The sequence below is a fragment of the Rathayibacter sp. AY1C4 genome, assembly GCF_002932195.1.
Lineage (GTDB): Bacteria > Actinomycetota > Actinomycetes > Actinomycetales > Microbacteriaceae > Rathayibacter.
The window spans coordinates 93,327-110,248 of record NZ_PSWE01000006.1 but is presented as its reverse complement, the minus strand read 5'-3'; the positions used below and the strand labels follow the sequence as shown (position 1 = coordinate 110,248).

Here is a 16,922-nt window from a genome sequence, read left to right as displayed (position 1 = left end):
CACACGGGTCGCGATGATGAGAAATCTCGCAGCGATCGGGCGGCGAGGCTTGCGCTCGGACCCTCCGCTTCGGTGGAGTGTCCGGATGACCGACACGACGGACACCGCCGAGACCGCTCCCGGGAAGGCGTCGCTCAAGCGGGTGATCACCGGGCCGCTGCTGTTCGCCTTCATCGTGGGCGACACACTCGGCGCCGGCATCTACACCCTGGTCGGCACGATGGCCGAGGACGTGGGCGGCGTGATCTGGCTGCCGCTGCTGATCGCGCTGGTCGTCGCCCTGCTCACGGCGGGCACGTACGCCGAGCTGATCACCAAGTACCCGCACGCCGGAGGGGCGGCGCGCTACGTGGACCGCGCGTTCGGGAAGCCGTACCTCTCGTTCCTGATCGGCTTCCTGATGATGGCCTCCGGCATCACGACGGCCGCCTCCCTGGCGAACGCGTTCGCGGGCGACTACCTCGGGGCTCTGCTGGACGTGCCGCCGATCCCCACCGCGATCGTCTTCATCGCGATCCTCACCCTGGTGAACCTGCGCGGGGTGAAGGAGTCGCTGACCGCGAACCTGGTCGCCTCGGTGATCGAGGTGAGCGGACTGGTCATCGTCATCGTCTGCGCCGCGGTCTTCTTCGGCTCCGGTGACGGCGACGCCTCCCGCGTGCTCGAGTTCAACCCCGACGTCGCTCCGCTGCAGGGGGCGTTCGCCGCCTCGATCGTCGCCTTCTTCTCGTTCCTCGGCTTCGAGGCCGCGGCGAACATGGCCGAGGAGGTGCGGAACCCCTCGAAGGTCTACCCGCGGGCCCTCTTCGGTGCGCTGATCACCGCCGCCGTGGTCTACCTCCTCATCGCGCTCGGCGCCGTGATCGTGCTGCCGAACGACGAGCTCGCGGCCTCCAGCGGCCCCCTGCTGGACGTGGTCGCGGCGAGCGGAGTGGCCGTGCCGCCGTGGCTGTTCGGCCTCATCGCGCTGGTCGCCATCGCGAACGGCGCTCTGCTGTTCATGGTGATGGCGTCGCGGGTCGGGTTCGGGCTCGCCACCTCCGGGCTGCTTCCGAGCGCTTTCGGGAAGGTGCTGCCGGGCCGCCGCACGCCGTGGGTGTCGATCGTGGTCGTCGGCGGAGTGACGATGCTGCTCAGCCTGATCGGCGACGTCGGCACGCTCGCCGAGACGACGGTGCTGCTGCTCCTGCTGGTGTTCATCGCGGCGAACGTGTCGGTGCTGGTGCTGAAGAAGGACCGCGTCGACCACGCCCACTACTCCGTGCCGCGCGTGGTGCCGGTGCTCGCGACCATCGCGAGCGTGGTGCTGCTGACGCAGCAGACGGGCGTGGTCTGGCTGGCGACGGCGGGCTACGTGGTCGTGGGGACGCTGCTGTTCCTCGCCACCCGCCTGGGGAAGCGGAAGCACGCGGAGCGGACCCCGGACTGACCCGGGCCGGCGGCGATCCGTCGCGAGCGGCCCGTCCGCGGATCCCGCGCGGGCCGTCCGCGACGGATCGATCGCGGGGGGGGCGGTGAGGAGTGGGATCGTGAGGGGATGACCGTCACGCTCGAGCCGATTCCCGCCGCCGCTCTCGCCACGTGGATGCGGGTCCAGCGCTCGGCGTACATCGAGGACCGGATGCGGGCGGGCGACGACGAGGCGGCCGCGACGCGCAACGCCGACACCTCGTACGAGAAGTACTTCCCGGGCGGCTCCCCCGCCGCCGGGCACGACGTGCTCCTCGTCTCCGAGGACGGCCGCGCGGTCGGGTCGCTCTGGCTCGGCCCGCACCCGAGCGGGCTCGAGGGCGTCGGATACGTCTGGGACGTGCAGATCGACGCCGCCGAGCGCGGCCGCGGCCTCGGCCGGGCGGCGATGCTGCTCGCGGAGTCGCACGTCCGCTCCTGCGGCGGCTCCGCCCTCGCGCTGAACGTGTTCGGCTTCAACACCGTCGCGCGGGCGCTGTACGAGTCGCTCGGCTACGAGACGACGTCCCTGCAGATGCGCAAGCCGCTGGCCTGAGCGCGGCCCCTCGACGCCGGGCAGGGGCACGACCCGGTCGCGTAGAACGCCGCACGCCGTGCTCGAGGGCGGACGCCGACGGGCGCCCACCGACGAGCACGGCGGCGGCAGTGGTGGAACCGCCGGGGATCGGCGGGACCCTGCGGTCAGCTCGTGGAGGCGACGGCGGTCGGGTCGCCGGTGCCGGACGGACGCGGGGCGTCACTCGATCCCGTCGCCACCGACGCGCCGGTCGGAACGACGGTGCCGCCGGTCGCCATCCCCCGGCCGAAGGCCTGGCCCTGGAGGATCGCGCCGAGGTCGACGCCGGTCGCCGACCTGACGCTGTCGAACGTCGCGGCGAGACCCGCCGCCTGCTCGCGCGCGATGTGGGTGCCGGCGGTGTCGCCGCCGATCAGCGTCACCGAGCCGACGTTCTGGTAGCCCTTCGCGAACTCGGCCATGAGCGAGGGCAGCTGCCCGATGAGCTCGCGACCCAGGATCGCCTCCTGATTCTCGCGGAGCGCCTCCGCCTCGGCCGCGATGGCCGCCGCGCTCGCCTCGCCCTTCGCGCGGATGGCCTCCGCCTCGGCGGTCGCGTTCGCGCGCAGCGCCTCGGCCTCGGCGCCCGCCTTGGCCCGCAGTGCGTGGGCCTCGGCCTCGGCGCGGGCGCTCACGGCGGCGGCCTCGGCGGCGGCGGACGCCTGGCGCGCCTCCGCCTGGCGCTGGACGGCGTACGCCTCGGCGTCCGAGACCTGCTGCGCGACCTGGCGGTCCGTCTCGGCCTTCTTCTCGCGTCCGTAGGCGTCGGCGTCGGCCTCGGTCTGACGGCGGTACTTCTCGGCGTCCGCGACGCGCTTGACGTCGGCGTCGAGCTCGGCCTGCCGGTTCTCGGCGCGCTGCACGAGGACGGCCTGCTCGCGCTCGGCGCGGGCCAGGTTCTCGGCCTGCTCGGCCTCGGCGTTGGCGCGGCCGACCTCGGACTTCGCGGCGGCGGTGTTCTTGTCGTAGGCGGTCTGCTCGATCAGGTTCGCCTCGTCCGTGGCCAGCTGGCGAGCCTTGACCTCGCGGGCCGCGTTGATCCGCGCGACGTCGGCCTCGCGGCGGACGCGCTCGATCTCCTGCGCTCCGAGCGCCTCGATGTAGCCGTTGCGGTCGGTGACGCCCTGGATGGCGAAGGAGTCGAGGACGAGGCCCTGGGCGAGCAGGTCGCCCTTGATGCCCTCGGCGATCTCGTCTCCCAGCTTCTGCCGGTCCTGCATGACCTCCTCGACGCTGAGCTTCGCGACGACGCCGCGGAGGGCGCCCTCGAGCTGCTCGGTCGTGAACACGTCGATGGACTGGTCCTGCGACGCGAAGCGCTCGGCGGCGGCGCGGACCTGGTCGGCCGTGGACCCGATCTTGACCAGGGCGACGCCCGCGAGGTGGATGGTCACGCCGTTCTTGGTCTGCGCGACCGGCTCCATCTTGATCTGGCGGGAGCGCAGCGAGATGCGGTCGGACCGCTGGGTCAGCTTGTTCACGAACGCGCCGCCGCCGGTGATGACGGTCATGTTCGAGGTGAGGCCGTCCTCGCCCTTCTGCTTCTTCCCGACGATCACGATCGCCTCGTCGGCCTGCGGCACCTGGTACCAGGCGCGGAAGAGGAAGAAGCCGATGAGGGCGATCAGCAGGAGTGCGCCGACGGCGACTCCGGCGAGGACGATCCAGAGGAGATCCGGTTCCATGGGCGGGCGACCTTTCGTCCGACCCGCGCGACGCGGGTACCTGAGAGACGTACAGTTTCCATCGTGTCACAGCGCCTCGGACGGCCGCGTCGGCCGGAGGGGGGATACTGCGGACGCCGCCGAGAGCGGTTCACGCGGGGGCGGGCCCGGAGGAGGACGCCACGAACGAGGGCGTCGCGCGGAATGCCGCGGAAGAGATCAGTGCTGGGGTACCTGGACTCGAACCAAGAACAACTGAACCAGAATCAGCCGTGTTGCCAATTACACCATACCCCAATGGTCATCCGGAGGTGATCCCGGGACCAGGCGGCGACCGGATCGAGACCCGAGCGCCGAGAGACGACAGTACCCTACGCGGGCATCCCGCTCAAATCGAGCCGCGGACGACGCTGCCCTCGGACTCCGGGGCGGCCTCGCCGAGGCGGGCGCGGACGAGGTCGCGGTTGATCGCGGAGGCGACCTGGGCGCCCGATCCGGCGGCGACGATCAGCTGCTGCGGGCCGGGAGGGGTGACCTCGCCGGCGGCGTAGAGGCCGGGGACGGACGTGCGGCCACCGGCGTCGACGCGGAGGAAGCCGTCGGCGTCGCGGTCGGGGCCGACCGCGTCCAGGTAGTCCAGCGCGGGCGTCCAGACGGGGCGGACGAACGCGCCGGTGCGCGGCACTACGTCGCCGTCGACGAGGCGGACGCCGGTCATCTCGGCGCGCTCCCCGGCGAGGTCGGCGACCGGGCGCCGGTCGACCCGGATGCCGATGGAGGCGAGCAGCGACTCGTCGGCGTCGCTCACCGTCCCGACGCCGTTGGTGAAGACGATCAGGTCGGTCGACCACTGCGAGAGGAGCATGGCCCGCTCCGCGAGGTCGTCGGTCTCGCCGATCAGGGCGAGCGCCTCCCCCGCCTTCTCGTAGCCGTCGCACTCCATGCAGCTGTGCACGGCGGTGCCGTAGTAGGCGCGCAGGCTCGGGAGCGCGGGCGGCGTCTCGAGGAGCCCCGCGGCGACCACGACGGCGGTGGCGACGACGGAGCGGTCCGCGCTGCCGCGCACGCCGCGCGCGCCGACCACGAACTCGCCGCCGGAGCGCTCGACCGAGGTCACCAGGGCGTTGTGCACCTCGGCGGCCTCGTAGCGCTCGAACTCCTCGCGGCCGAGGCGGCGCAGCTCGAGCGGCGAGATGCCGTCGCGGGTGAGGAACCCGTGCGAGTGCAGGGTCGCAGCGTTCCGCGGGCGGTTGCTGTCGAGCAGCAGCACGCTCCGGCGCGCCCGGACGAGGTTGAGCGCGGTGGAGAGCCCGGCGGGGCCCCCGCCGATCACGACGACGTCGTATCGTCCGCCGACCGTCTCCGCCACGGTCAGGCCTGCCGGGAGGCGCCGAGGTGAGCGCCCAGGCGGTCGAGGCGGGCGATCGACTCCTGCTTGCCGAGGATCTCCATCGATTCGAACAGCGGCGGCGAGACGCGGCGTCCGGAGACCGCGGTGCGCAGCGGCCCGTAGGCGATGCGGGGCTTGAGGCCGAGGCCCTCGATCAGCGCGGAGGCGAGCGCCTCCTGGATCGAGGCCGTCAGCCACTCGGACGCGGGGACGAGCTCGAGGGCGCCGATCGAGGCGGCGAGCACCTCGCCGGCGTTCGCGGGCAGGCCCTTCAGCGCGTCCTCGTCGTACTCGAGCGCCTCGGAGGCGGTGAAGAGGAACCCGAGCATGCCGGGGGCCTCCCCGAGCAGGCCGATCCGCTCCTGCACGAGGGGCGCGGCGGCGTCGAGCACCGCGCGCTGCTCGGCGGTCGGCTCGCCCGCGAGCACTCCGGCCGCCACGAGGTACGGGATCGTCCGCTCGGTGAAGTCGTCGACGGCCAGGAGGCGGATGTGGTCGCCGTTGATCGACTCGGCCTTCTTGAGGTCGAAGCGGGCCGGATTGGGGTTCACGTCGGCGACGTCGAAGGCGGCGACCATCTCGTCGATCGAGAAGACGTCGCGATCGTGCGTGAGCGACCAGCCGAGCAGGGCGAGGTAGTTGACCAGGCCCTCCGGGATGAAGCCGCGGTCGCGGTGGTGGAAGAGGTTCGAGGACGGGTCGCGCTTGGAGAGCTTCTTGCTGCCGTCGCCCATCACGTAGGGGAGGTGCCCGAAGCGCGGGACGAAGGTCGTCACTCCGATGTCGATCAGCGCGTGGTACAGCGCGATCTGCCGGGCGGTCGAGGGGAGGATGTCCTCGCCGCGCAGCACGTGGGTGATCTGCATGATCGCGTCGTCGACCGGGTTCACCAGCGTGTAGAGCGGCTGGCCGTTGGGGCGCACCACGACGAAGTCGCTGAAGGAGCCCGCGGGGAACGTGATCGGGCCGCGGACCAGGTCGTCGAAGGACAGGTCGGCGTCCGGCACGCGCAGGCGCAGCGCCGGGGCGCGGCCCTCGGCGCGGAAGGCGGCGCGCTGCTCCTCGGTGAGGTCGCGGTCGTGGTTGTCGTACCCGTGCTGCTTCGCGCGGCCGGCCGCCTCGTTGCGCGCATCGATCTCCTCGGCCGTGGAGTAGCTCTCGTAGAGGTGCCCCGAGGCCGTCAGGCGCGCGATCACGTCGAGGTAGACATCGGTGCGCTCGGACTGCCGGTACGGGCCGTGCGGGCCGCCGACTCCGACGCCCTCGTCCCAGTCGAGCCTCAGCCAGCGCAGCGCGTCGAGGATCTGCTCCACGCTCTCCTCGCTGTCGCGGGCGGCGTCCGTGTCCTCGATGCGGAAGACGAACGTGCCGCCGGTGTGGCGCGCGTACGCCCAGTTGAACAGGGCGGTGCGGATGAGGCCGACGTGCGGGGTCCCGGTCGGCGAGGGGCAGAAGCGGACGCGGACGTCGCTCCCGGTCGCGGTCGTGAACGGGTGCGCGTCCGGCGCGCTTTCCAGGGGCGGGGTGAGCTCAGACATACGGGGCCGATCCTACCGGCGGGAGGCGGTGCGGCGCCCGGGATCGCGGGGGCCGTGGCGCCTCAGCGCCGGGCACGGTGCGCGCCTCGCGGCCACTGCTTCTACCGGACAGCACTGCTCCGAGTCAACGGACTCCCCGAGGGAGCAGGAGCAGTGGTGCGCTGACCCCGGGCCTCTCGTCGAGAGGGCCCGAGCGCCGCACCGCAGGCCGCGCCGGGCCTCCGCGCGAGCGTGCCCGGAAGGAGCACTGATGAGCACGATCGATCTCGACCCCCGCACCGACCGTCCGAGCGTCCTCACCGAGGCGGCGCGGGAGGAGAAGGACGCCCGCACGCTCTCGCTCTTCCAGGCCGCGGTGAGCGCGGAGGCCGCCGAGGGCGCGCGCATCCGCGAGCGCATCGTGCTCGACCACCTGGGCCTGGCCGAGGCCATGGCCCGCCGGGTCTCCCGGAGCGGAGGCGACTGGGCGGATCTGCGCCAGGTCGCCTACGTGGGCCTCGTGAAGGCCGCCCGCCGCTTCACTCCCGAGCGCGGCGACAGCTTCGCCGCGTTCGCCGTCCCCACGATCACCGGCGAGCTCAAGCGCCACCTCCGCGACCTCGGCTGGATGATCCGGCCGCCGCGCGGTGTGCAGGAGCTGCACCGCCGCTCCGCCGTCGTCGCCGACGAGCTCGCGCAGGAGCTCGGCCGGCACCCCACCGACCGCGAGATCGCCCGCCGCCTCGGAGTGGACGCGGCGGAGGTGGCCGACGCGCGCCTCGCGGGGCATCCGCTCTCCCTCGACGAGACCGCGGGCGAGGGCGGCGTCGGCCTGGGCGACACCCTCGGCGGCGAGGACGAGCGCCTGCTCGAGATCGACCGGCGGCACGGGCTCGCCGAGGCCCTCGCCGAGCTCGAGGAGGGCCAGCGCGAGCTCCTGCGGATGCGCTTCGTCGAGGAGCGCACCCAGCAGCAGATCGCCGACGCGCTGGGAACGACGCAGATGCAGGTCTCGCGCCTGCAGCGGCGGATCCTCGCGCAGCTCGCCGACAGGCTCGGCGCCCCCTCGCGCAGCCATCAGCCGCGCGCTCCCCGGGCCCGCGTGGCCACGGTCACTCCGGTCCGACCGGCGACGCGGCTGAAGTCCGCCTGAGGTGGGCCTCGGCACGCGACGGGAGCGATGCGAGGGCGGCGAGGACGTCGTCGACCTGGACCGCGAGCAGCGCCGGATCCGGCTCGGCGGAGAAGACGTCGCCGCGGCGGAGGGAGGCGTCGGTCAGCACGACGTGCGGACCCGAGGCCGGAGGACCCCAGGCCTCGGGAGGTGCCGGACCGAAGATCACGACCGAGGGGACGCCGTACGCGGAGGCGAGGTGCGCGGCCCCGGTGTCGACGGTCACCACGACCTCGGCGGCCGCGACGACCGCGGCGAACCCGCTGAGCGCGAGCTCCCCCGCCAGCACCTCGCCCGTGCCGGCGAGCTCGGCGACGCGGCGGGCGCGGTCGGCCTCGTTCGCGCCTCCGGTGTAGACGACGCGGTGCCCCTCGGCGGTGAGGGAGCGCGCCACCGCGGCGAAGCGCTCCGCCGGCCACTCGCGCGAGCCGTAGAAGGCCCCGATGTGCACGACGGCGGCTCCGGGGGCCGAGGCGGGCTCCTCGGGGACGGCGATCGCGACGTCCTCGGGGTCGGCGTCGAGACCGATCGAGTTCACCAGGCGGGCCCAGCGTGCGCGCTCGAGCTCGCCGTCGATCCAGAGCGGCCGCGGGTCCTCCGGGCCCGCGCCCGGGTCCAGCGCCGGGACGCGGAACTCGAGCGTGCGCTCGGGCGCGATCTCGCGCAGCCGCAGCCGCGACTCCGGGCCGTTGCCGTGGAGGTTCACGCCGAGCTCGACGCGGCCGGCGGCCATCGGCAGCGGGTCGTCGAGTCCGTGGAGGGTGGGCACGAGCGCGTCCAGGCCCTCGACCAGGTCGACGATCGGCTCGAGCCAGGGCGTGGTCGCCATGATCAGCCGGTGGTCCGGGAAGCCTCGGCGCAGGGCCTTGAGCGCCGGGACGGCGACGAGCAGGTCGCCGAGCTTGAGGGCGCGCAGCGCGAGGATCTCCGGAGTCCCGTCCGGGGCGGTGAGAGCGCGCACGGCGCCTCCTTCCTGTCGGAGTCCCCGTACCCCGCTGCGCGCACCTCAGACGCGCCGCCCGCAAATGCGAACGACGCGCCCGGACGGACCGACTTCTCCGGAAGGGGGTTTACATCCCCGGTCGAGGGGTACGAGGAGAAGGTGAACGACTCCTCCTCCCGGAGCGCCGACGAGCGCGCGAGGGCCCCGCGCCTGCGGGGGATCCTCTTCGACCGCGATGCGACGCTCGTGGTCGACGTGCCCTACAACGGCGACCCGGCGCAGGTCTCCCCGATGCCCACCGCCCTCGCCGCGGTCGAGCGGGCGCGCGAGGCGGGGCTGGCCGTGGGCGTGGTCACCAACCAGTCCGGGATCGCCCGCGGGATCATCGACCGCGGCCAGGCCGACGCGGTGAACCGGCGCGTGGACGAGCTCTTCGGCGGCTTCGACGTGTGGATGCTCTGCCCCCACGGCCCGGAGGACGGCTGCTCCTGCCGGAAGCCCCGGCCCGGCATGGTGCTCGGCGCCGCCGAGCAGCTGGGACTGCCGGCCCGATCCCTCGCCGTGATCGGCGACATCGGGGCCGACGTCGGCGCCGCCGCCGCGGCCGGCGCCCGTGGAGTGCTGGTGCCGACTCCGATCACCCGCGCCGAGGAGGTGGACGCCGCTCCGCTGCAGGCGGCGACGCTCCTCGAGGCGGTCGAGCTGCTGCTCGCGATGCAGCCCGACGAGGACGCCGAGTGAGGCGCCGCGTGCTCGTCGCCCGCCTGGACAGCGCGGGAGACGTCCTGCTGTGCGGACCCGCCATTCGCGCGATCGCGGCCGACGCCGAGGTGCTGCTGCTGAGCGGTCCGCAGGGAGCGCCCGCGGCCGCGCTGCTGCCGGGTCCCTCCTCCGTCCGCACCTGGTGGTGCCCGTGGATCGGCGACGCCTCCCGCCCCGTCGACGCCGAGCTCGTCGACGAGCTGCGCGCGATCGTCGAGGAGTTCGCGCCGGACGAGGCCGTGATCCTCACCTCCTTCCACCAGTCGCCGCTTCCGCTGGCCCTGCTGCTCCGCCTCGCCGGTGTCGCCCGCATCACGGGCGCCTCGGTCGACTTCGCGGGCGCCCTGCTCGATGTGCGCCTCGTCCCGGGCGAGACCCTCGAGGAGGACCAGCCGGAGCCGGAGCGCGCGCTCGCGATCGCGGCGGCGGCCGGCTTCGCGCTGCCCGCCGGCGACGACGGACGGCTCCGCGTGCGCCGCGAGGGCGTGCTGCCCGCCGCTCTCGAGGGGATCGGCCCCTACGTGGTCGTGCACCCCGGGGCAGCCGTCCCCGCCCGCGCCTGGCCCGCGGCGAACGCGGCCCGCGCCGTCGAGCTGCTGGCGGACGCGGGCCTCGCTGTCGTCGTCACCGGCGGCCCGGGCGAGCGCTCCCTCACGGCCGAGGTCGCGGGCTCCCGCGGCATCGACCTCGGCGGGGCGACGGACTTCGCCGGCGCCGCCGAGGTGCTGGCCGGCGCAGACGTCGTGATCTGCGGCAACACCGGCCCCGCGCACCTCGCCGCCGCGGTCGGCACCCCCGTGGTGAGCCTCTTCGCGCCGGTCGTCCCGGCCGTGCGCTGGGCGCCCTACGGCGTCCCGGTCGCGCTGCTCGGCGACCAGGATGCGCCCTGCGCCGGCTCGCGCGCCCGCGTGTGCCCCGTCCCCGGCCATCCGTGCCTCGCGGGGGTGAGCGCCGAGGAGGCGGTCGCCGCCGCCCTCCGACTCCGACCCACGACTTCCCCGAGAGAGGCCATCGCATGAGGATCCTGCTCTGGCACGTGCACGGCGGCTGGGCGGACGCCTTCGTCCGCGGCGCCCACACCTACCTGCTCCCCACGACTCCGCCCCGCGACAGCTGGGGCCTGGGCACCGGCGGCCGCGACTGGCCGAGCGCCGTCGAGATCGCCCCCGAGGAGCTGCACGACGCCGACGTCGACGCGGTCCTCCTCCAGAGGCCCGAGGAGCTCGCCGAGGCCGAGCGCCTGCTCGGGCGACGCCTCGGCCGCGACGTGCCCGCCGTCTACCTGGAGCACAACACCCCCCGCGGGGACGTGCCGGACAACCGCCACCCGCTCGCCGACCGCGACGACCTGCTGATCGTCCACGTCACCCACTTCAACGCCCTGATGTGGGACACCGGATCGACGCGGACGACGGTGATCGAGCACGGGATCCACGACCCGGGTCCCCTCTACACCGGCGAGCTGCCGCACTTCGGCGTGGTCGTCAACGAGCCCGTCCGCCGGGGCCGGGTCGCCGGGACCGACCTGCTCCCCCGCTTCGGCGCGGTCGCTCCGCTGGACGTCTTCGGGATGAAGACCGACCGGCTCGCCGAGCTGCCGGGCCTGGAGGACGTGACGGTCCTCGGCGACGTCCGCACGCAGGCGATGCACGCGGCCCTGGCCCGCCGCCGGGTCTACCTGCACCCGTTCCGCTGGACCTCCCTCGGCCTCGCGCTGCTGGAGGCGATGCACCTCGGGATGCCCGTCGTCGCGCTCGACGTGACGGAGGCGGGGCGCGCCGTCCCGCCCGAGGCCGGAGCGGTCTCGAACGACCTCGACGCCCTCGTCGCCTCGGCCCGGGCGCTCGTCGAGGACCCGGACCGCGCCGCCCGCGCCGGCGCCGTCGCCCGCGAGGCCGCGCTCGCGCGCTACGGCCTCGCCCGGTTCCACCGCGACTGGGACGAAGTCCTCGCCGACCTCCCCGGACGCCGGTCGCCGGAGCCCGCTCTGGAAGGGAGCACCCGATGAAGCAGCACCTCTCCGCCGCGCCCGCGCTGACGATCGCCATGGTCTCGGAGCACGCGAGCCCGCTGGCGACCCTCGGCGGCGTCGACGCCGGCGGCCAGAACGTCCACGTGGCGGCGCTCGCCGACGCGCTCGCCCGCCGCGGCCACCGCGTGGTCGTCTACACCCGCCGCGACGACACCTCCCTGCCCCGGCGCGTGCCCTTCACCTCGGGAGTCGAGGTCGTGCACATCGACGCCGGCCCGCCGCGCCGCGTCTCCAAGGACGAGCTGCTGCCCTTCATGGGCGACTTCGCCGTCGACCTCGCCGAGGAGTGGCTGCAGGAGCGGCCGGACCTCGTGCACAGCCACTTCTGGATGTCCGGGGTCGCCGCGCTCGACGCCTCCGAGCGGGTGGAGCGCGCCACCGGGCGGCGCGTGCCCGTCCTCCACACCTTCCACGCGCTGGGCGTGGTCAAGCGCCGCCAGCAGGGTGCGCTCGACACCAGCCCCGAGGAGCGCGCCTGGCTCGAGCCCGGAGTGGGCCAGAAGGCCGACGGCGTCGTCGCCACCTGCTCGGACGAGGCCTTCGAGCTCAAGGGGCTCGGCGTGCCGACCTCGCGCATCTCGGTGGTGCCCTGCGGAGTCGACATCGACCGGTTCTCGGTCGAGGGCCCGGTCGCGCCCCGCGGCGAGCGCTCGCGGCTGATGACCATCGGACGCCTGGTGCCGCGCAAGGGCATGGGCATCGCGATCGAGGCGCTCGCGCACCTGGTTGCGGCCGGACACGACGCCGAGCTCGTCGTCGTCGGGGGCTCCGGCTCCGGCGACGCGCTGACCGCGGACCCCGAGTACCAGCGGCTGCACGGCGTGGCCGAGAGCCTCGGCGTCGCGGACCGCGTCGACTTCGTCGGCCAGCTCTCGCAGACCGAGATGCCCGCGATGCTCCGCTCGGCCGACGTCGTGGTCTGCGCGCCCTGGTACGAGCCATTCGGCATCACTCCGCTCGAGGCGATGGCCTGCGGCGTGCCGGTCGTCGCCTCCTCCGTGGGCGGCCTGATCGACACCGTGGTCGAGGACGTCACCGGGGTCCACGTGCCTCCGCGCGACCCGGTCGCCCTGGCCGCCGCCCTCGGTTCGCTGCTGGAGGACCCCGACCGCGCCCGCGCCTACGGGGCCGCCGGACGCGAGCGCGTCGAGTCCCGCTACTCCTGGGACCGCGTCGCCGCCGACACCGAGCGCGCCTACGTCACGACCCTCGCCGGCCTCGGCGACGAGTCGCTCCTCACCGGCGCCACGAGCGCACCCTCATCCCCCACCACCCGGAAGGCGGCTCCGCGACGATGACCATCGACACCGCGACCATCGACACCGTTTTGGACACCCCGGCCGACGCCGCCCGGCGCCTCGTCGACGACCACGTGGCGCGCGCGCTCGACGCGGTCGCGCAGCTGGAGCGCCACTCCGACAGGATCGCCGCCTGGGGCGTCGAGCTCGCCGACCGCCTGCACTCCGGCGCGCGCCTGCTCGCCGCGGGCAACGGCGGCTCCGCGGCCGAGGCGCAGCACCTCACCGCCGAGCTCGTCGGCCGCTTCGACGGCGACCGCGTCCCCTTCTCCGCCATCTCGCTGCACGCCGAGACGTCGAGCCTGACCGCGATCGGCAACGACTACGGCTTCGACCACGTGTTCTCGCGCCAGGTCACCGCGCACGCCCGGGCGGGGGACGTCGTGGTGCTGCTCTCCACCAGCGGACGCAGCGCGAACCTCCTCCACGCCGCGGAGGCCGCCCGTGCGGCGGGCGCCCGGTCGTGGGCGCTGACCGGCGAGGGGCCGAACCCGCTCACCGAGCTCTGCGACGAGGCGATCGCCCTCGAGGGCCACGGCTCCAATGTGCAGGAGGCGCAGCTGGTGCTCGTGCACGCGCTCTGCCGGGCCTTCGAGCACCGGATCCGCGCACGGACGGCGGCCGCCGCGTGAGCCGCCTGCGCCTCGTCGTCGTCGGCGACGTGATGCTCGACGTCGACCTCTCCGGACCCGCCGAGCGGCTGAGCCCGGACGCCCCCGTCCCCGTGGTCGACGTGTCGGCCCGCAGCGCCCGCGCCGGCGGTGCCGGGCTCGTCGCCCGGATGCTCGCCCGCGATGGGCACGAGGTGACGCTGGTGACCGCGCTCGCCGAGGACTCGGATCCGGACGTGGCGGAGCTGCGCGCCGAGCTGTCCGGCGTCCGCCTGGTCGCCGGGCCCTCGGGAGCGCCGACGCCGGTGAAGACCCGCGTCGCCGCCTCCGGCCAGGCCGTCGTACGGATCGACCGCGGCTGCGAGACGCCGCCCGTCCCCGGCGTCACCGACGCCATGCTCGCCGCGCTCGCCGACGCCGACGCCGTGATCGTCGCCGACTACGGCCGCCGCCTGACCGAGGAGCCGTCGCTCCGCACGGCGCTCGACGCGCTCACCGTGCCGCTGGTGTGGGATCCGCACCCGCGGGGCTCGCGGCCGGTCGCCGCCACCTCCCTCGCCACCCCGAACCTGGCCGAGGCCACCGCCTTCTCGGGAGCCGTCGGCCGCGGAGTGACGCGCGCCGAGTCCGCCGCGACCACCCTCCTCGAGCGCTGGGGCTGCGGTGCGGTCACCGTGACGATGGGATCCTCCGGCGCCCTGCTGCGCTCCCGCGGCGCCGGCGTCCCGGTCGTCGCACCGGCCGTCGCCGTGCCGCCCACCGACCCGTGCGGCGCGGGCGACCGGTTCGCCGCCTCCGCCGCCGTCGCCCTCGCCGAGGGTGCGAGCACGTCGGAGGCGGTGCAGGCGGCGGTCGCCGCAGCCGGCGCCTACCTCCTCGCGGGAGGGGTCGCCTCCCTCTCCTCTCCCGCCGACCCCGCACCCCTCCACGGCGGCGGGGTGGACGCCCTGCGCGTCGCCGAGTCCGTCCGCGCGGCAGGAGGAACGGTGGTCGCGACGGGCGGCTGCTTCGACCTGCTCCACGCCGGCCACGCCCGCACCCTCTCCGCAGCACGGGCTCTCGGCGACTGCCTGATCGTCTGCCTCAACTCGGACGACTCCGTCCGGCGCCTCAAGGGCGCGGCGCGGCCGATCATCCCCGAGGACGACCGCGTCGACCTGCTGCTCGCGCTCGAGTGCGTCGACGCCGTGCTGGTCTTCGGCGAGGACACGCCGGACGAGGCGCTGCGCCGCATCCGCCCCGACGTCTGGGTGAAGGGCGGCGACTACTCCGCCGAGTCCCTCCCCGAGACGGCGACGGTGGCGGAGTGGGGCGGCCGGGTCCTGACCGTGCCGTACCACCCGGGCCGCTCGACCACCCATCTCGCCGCCGCGCTCGCGCGCGTCGGCTGACCCGCGGCCCACGAGGCCCGCAGACCACCCCCGGAAGGAAACCATGAGCACCACTCCCACCCCCATCGGCCGCGTCCTGATCACCGGAGGAGCCTCCGGGCTCGGTGCGGCCGTCGCCGCCGCGGTCGCCGCCGCCGGCGGCTCCCCGATCGTGCTCGACCGCGACGTCTCGTCGGTGAAGGAGGGCGTCGCCGCCTACCAGGTCGACGTCGCGAAGACCCGCGAGGCCGAGAAGGCGGTCGTCGAGATCGCCCGCGAGCACGGCGGGCTCGACGCCGTCGTGACCGCGGCCGGCATCGACCGCTGCGGCCGCCTCGTGGACGTGGAGCCGGAGGAGTGGGAGCGCGTCATCTCCGTCAACCTCCTCGGCACCGCCGCCGTCGTCCGGGCGGCCCTGCCCTTCCTCACCGAGACCCACGGCCGCGTCGTCACCGTCGCCTCCTCGCTCGCGATCAAGGCCGTCTCGGACGCGACCGCGTACTGCGCCTCGAAGTTCGGCGTGCTCGGCTTCACCCGCGCGCTCGCGGCCGAGACCAAGGGCGAGATCGGCGTGACCACGCTGATCCCGTCGGGCATGAAGACGCGCTTCTTCGACGACCGCGACGAGCAGTACAAGCCGGGTCCGGACGCGCTGCTGAACGATCCGGAGAACGTGGCGAACGCGGTCATGTTCGTCCTCGGCCAGCCGCGCGGCTGCGAGGTCCGCGAGCTCGTCATCACGCACGAGGAGGAGCCGTCCTGGCCGTGATCCGCTGATCCGGGCGCGCCCCGGATCCCCCTCCGCGAGACGCCGCCTCGGTTCGCACGCCCCAGCGCGTCGCGTACCGAGGTGGCGTCTCGCGGTTCAGCGGGTGGAGGCGAGCACCCCGCGGACGTCCTCGAGCACCGCCTCGACGCGCACGTCGCCGACGAACGTGACGTCGTGCTCGCAGCGCGGAGCGGTCCAGCCGACCTGCGTGGCGTCGCGCCCGCAGACCGGGCAGTGCGTGGTCCAGCTCAGCTGCACCCGGTGGCGCTGCCGCCCGAGGGCCGCGGCGTTGATCGCGTTGCCCACCCAGAAGACCCCGACCGTCGGAGCGCCGACCGCGGCGGCGAGATGGCGGGGTCCGGAGTCGTTGCCGAGCACGAGGTCGGCGAGCGAGAGCAGCGGAGCGAGGTCCGGGAGGTCCACGACGCCCGCCCAGGAGACCGCTCCCGGCGCTCCGGCGACGATCTCGTCGGCGGCGGGCACGTCGGAGGCGTCGCCCACCACCAGCACGCGCGCGCCGTCCGCCAGCAGCTCCGTCGCCACGGCGGCGAAGGAGGCGGCGGGCCAGCGCCGGCGGGGATCGGTCGCCCCGGGGTGGATCAGCACCAGCGGGCCGCCCGCGGGCAGCGCCGCGGCGAGGCGGTCCCGCCGCTCCGGATCCACGGCGAGCGCCGGCTCGAGGCGGGTCGCGGGCGCTCCGGCCAGCCCGACGATCTCGAGCGCCCGCAGCATCTCGTGCTGGTAGTAGACGTAGGGGATCGTGCGCTCGAGCTCCGCGGCGTCGTCGGTGCGCGACCCGACCGTGTGGCGCGCGCCGAGGCGCTGGAGGAACGGGTTGGAGTAGCGCCCGCCGCCGTGCAGCTGCACGGCCAGGTCGAAGCGGCGCGCGCGCATCCGCTCGGTGAAGTCCTCGACGACCCGGGGGTCCTCCCCCTCTCCGTCGCGGACGCCCTGCGCCACCGGCAGGATCTCGACGTCGGCGATCGGCGACTCGACGCCCGTCAGCAGGACCCGGTGCGCGGGCGTCCCGACCAGGGTGATCTCGGCTCCCGGGTAGGCGGCCGCGAGGGCGTCGACGGCGGGCAGCGCGAACAGCAGGTCGCCGAGTCCGCCGCCGCGCAGGACGGCGATCCTCTCGACTCCGGCGAAGGGCTCTCGGAGGGGGGTGATGGCGACCACGACGGGTTCCTCTCAGGTGCGGAGGGCGCGCGGGCGCCGCTCCGGGGACGGTGCACTCCTCCACTTCCCCGCCGGGGCCGATCCGAAACCGGATCGGCGGCGAGCCCTCGTCGCCGATCCGGGGGCGGATTCCCGAGGCGGCGTGTCTAGGCGCGCACCACCCGGGTACCGGACGGATGCGTCCGCC

The 16,922-nt window shown here is 74.6% G+C and carries 15 protein-coding genes and 1 tRNA gene; 10 read left to right on the top strand and 6 right to left on the bottom strand.

Going from position 1 to position 16,922, the window contains the following annotated elements:
- Positions 1-85: 85 nt before the first annotated feature.
- A complete protein-coding gene (locus C5C99_RS04805; RefSeq protein WP_104226270.1) occupies positions 86-1,429 on the top strand; it encodes an APC family permease in 1,344 nt (447 codons plus the stop codon).
- 108 nt (positions 1,430-1,537) lie between these two features.
- Entirely contained in the window at positions 1,538-2,005 is a 468-nt protein-coding gene (locus tag C5C99_RS04800) for an N-acetyltransferase (RefSeq protein ID WP_104339684.1), read from the top strand.
- Positions 2,006-2,151: 146 nt separating this feature from the next.
- Here C5C99_RS04800 and C5C99_RS04795 read toward each other — a convergent pair whose 3' ends face one another.
- From C5C99_RS04795 to gltX, 4 genes are all read right to left on the bottom strand, one after another.
- Positions 2,152-3,711, bottom strand: coding sequence for an SPFH domain-containing protein (locus C5C99_RS04795; protein WP_104309433.1), 1,560 nt, complete (start codon positions 3,709-3,711; stop codon positions 2,152-2,154).
- Positions 3,712-3,915: 204 nt separating this feature from the next.
- Positions 3,916-3,987, bottom strand: a tRNA-Gln gene (locus C5C99_RS04790).
- Between the two features lie 91 nt (positions 3,988-4,078).
- Positions 4,079-5,059 (bottom strand): NAD(P)/FAD-dependent oxidoreductase, encoded by a 981-nt coding sequence (locus tag C5C99_RS04785; RefSeq protein WP_181074539.1) that lies wholly within the window; start codon positions 5,057-5,059, stop codon positions 4,079-4,081.
- A 2-nt stretch (positions 5,060-5,061) separates the two neighbouring features.
- A complete protein-coding gene (gltX, locus tag C5C99_RS04780) occupies positions 5,062-6,618 on the bottom strand; it encodes a glutamate--tRNA ligase (RefSeq protein ID WP_104339683.1) in 1,557 nt (518 codons plus the stop codon).
- A 250-nt stretch (positions 6,619-6,868) separates the two neighbouring features.
- On the opposite strand from gltX, the gene C5C99_RS04775 reads away from it, so the two are divergent.
- Complete coding sequence (locus C5C99_RS04775; RefSeq protein WP_104339682.1) at positions 6,869-7,750, top strand: sigma-70 family RNA polymerase sigma factor; 882 nt, start codon at positions 6,869-6,871, stop codon at positions 7,748-7,750.
- On the opposite strand, the gene C5C99_RS04770 is transcribed toward C5C99_RS04775, so the two are convergent.
- The gene (locus C5C99_RS04770; RefSeq protein ID WP_104339681.1) at positions 7,710-8,732 is read right to left on the bottom strand and encodes a glycosyltransferase family 9 protein; all 1,023 of its coding nucleotides are present in this window, start codon (positions 8,730-8,732) and stop codon (positions 7,710-7,712) included. The genes C5C99_RS04775 and C5C99_RS04770 overlap by 41 nt on opposite strands.
- 141 nt (positions 8,733-8,873) lie before the next feature.
- On the opposite strand from C5C99_RS04770, the gene C5C99_RS04765 reads away from it, so the two are divergent.
- From C5C99_RS04765 to C5C99_RS04735, 7 genes are read left to right on the top strand one after another with little or no spacing between them, the layout of a single operon-like run.
- On the top strand, positions 8,874-9,455 hold the full coding sequence (locus tag C5C99_RS04765; protein WP_104226264.1) for an HAD-IIIA family hydrolase: 582 nt from the start codon (positions 8,874-8,876) through the stop codon (positions 9,453-9,455).
- Positions 9,452-10,495: a glycosyltransferase family 9 protein gene (locus C5C99_RS04760; protein ID WP_219813603.1), complete on the top strand. Its 1,044-nt coding sequence runs from the start codon at positions 9,452-9,454 to the stop codon at positions 10,493-10,495. The genes C5C99_RS04765 and C5C99_RS04760 overlap by 4 nt, the downstream gene beginning before the upstream one ends.
- Positions 10,492-11,484: a glycosyltransferase gene (locus C5C99_RS04755; RefSeq protein ID WP_104339680.1), complete on the top strand. Its 993-nt coding sequence runs from the start codon at positions 10,492-10,494 to the stop codon at positions 11,482-11,484. The genes C5C99_RS04760 and C5C99_RS04755 overlap by 4 nt, the downstream gene beginning before the upstream one ends.
- A 26-nt stretch (positions 11,485-11,510) precedes the next feature.
- Positions 11,511-12,806 carry a glycosyltransferase gene (locus C5C99_RS04750; protein WP_104337409.1) on the top strand — a complete coding sequence of 432 codons (1,296 nt, stop codon included), beginning with the start codon at positions 11,511-11,513 and terminating at the stop codon, positions 12,804-12,806.
- The gene (locus tag C5C99_RS04745) at positions 12,803-13,438 is read left to right on the top strand and encodes an SIS domain-containing protein (RefSeq protein WP_104247441.1); all 636 of its coding nucleotides are present in this window, start codon (positions 12,803-12,805) and stop codon (positions 13,436-13,438) included. Before C5C99_RS04750 ends, C5C99_RS04745 begins: the two co-directional genes overlap by 4 nt.
- Before the next feature lie 5 nt (positions 13,439-13,443).
- A complete protein-coding gene (locus C5C99_RS04740) occupies positions 13,444-14,808 on the top strand; it encodes a PfkB family carbohydrate kinase (RefSeq protein ID WP_104339690.1) in 1,365 nt (454 codons plus the stop codon).
- Positions 14,809-14,851: 43 nt separating this feature from the next.
- Complete coding sequence (locus C5C99_RS04735; RefSeq protein ID WP_104309441.1) at positions 14,852-15,556, top strand: SDR family oxidoreductase; 705 nt, start codon at positions 14,852-14,854, stop codon at positions 15,554-15,556.
- A gap of 96 nt (positions 15,557-15,652) precedes the next feature.
- On the opposite strand, the gene C5C99_RS04730 is transcribed toward C5C99_RS04735, so the two are convergent.
- Complete coding sequence (locus tag C5C99_RS04730; RefSeq protein WP_104339679.1) at positions 15,653-16,735, bottom strand: glycosyltransferase family 9 protein; 1,083 nt, start codon at positions 16,733-16,735, stop codon at positions 15,653-15,655.
- Positions 16,736-16,922 lie beyond the last annotated feature (187 nt).